Annotated in this window: 1 protein-coding gene; it reads left to right on the top strand. The window is 31.9% G+C overall.

What is annotated here, in order from left to right; translation table 11 throughout:
• A partial coding sequence (locus HMPREF3031_RS08925) for a transposase (RefSeq protein ID WP_142351317.1) occupies positions 1–258 on the top strand: 258 nt, incomplete at its 5' end.
• Positions 259–270 lie beyond the last annotated feature (12 nt).

Here is a 270-nt window from a genome sequence, read left to right as displayed (position 1 = left end):
GAAATCAATAGCGTTGCTCCTAAACTTCAAACAGCTGTTAAGACACTTAGAAAGCACAATAGTATGATAAGAAATACTTTTGAATACAGTAACTTGACCAACGGTCCACTTGAGGGAATAAATACTAAAATAAAGCTGATACAGAGAATATCTTTTGGTTATAGAAATTTTGGTAATTTACGCAGTCGTATCATTTTATGTACAAATCTTTTTGCAGCTAATCCAAAAAAAGAGATCAAGCAACTTTATGCTGCTTAATCTCTGTGTTTT

Source organism: Staphylococcus sp. HMSC072B07 (assembly GCF_001815505.1).
In the GTDB taxonomy this organism is placed as follows: Bacteria; Bacillota; Bacilli; order Staphylococcales; family Staphylococcaceae; genus Staphylococcus; species Staphylococcus simulans.
The sequence above is the reverse complement of the archived record's forward strand: the minus strand, read 5'-3'. Positions and strand labels throughout refer to the sequence as shown.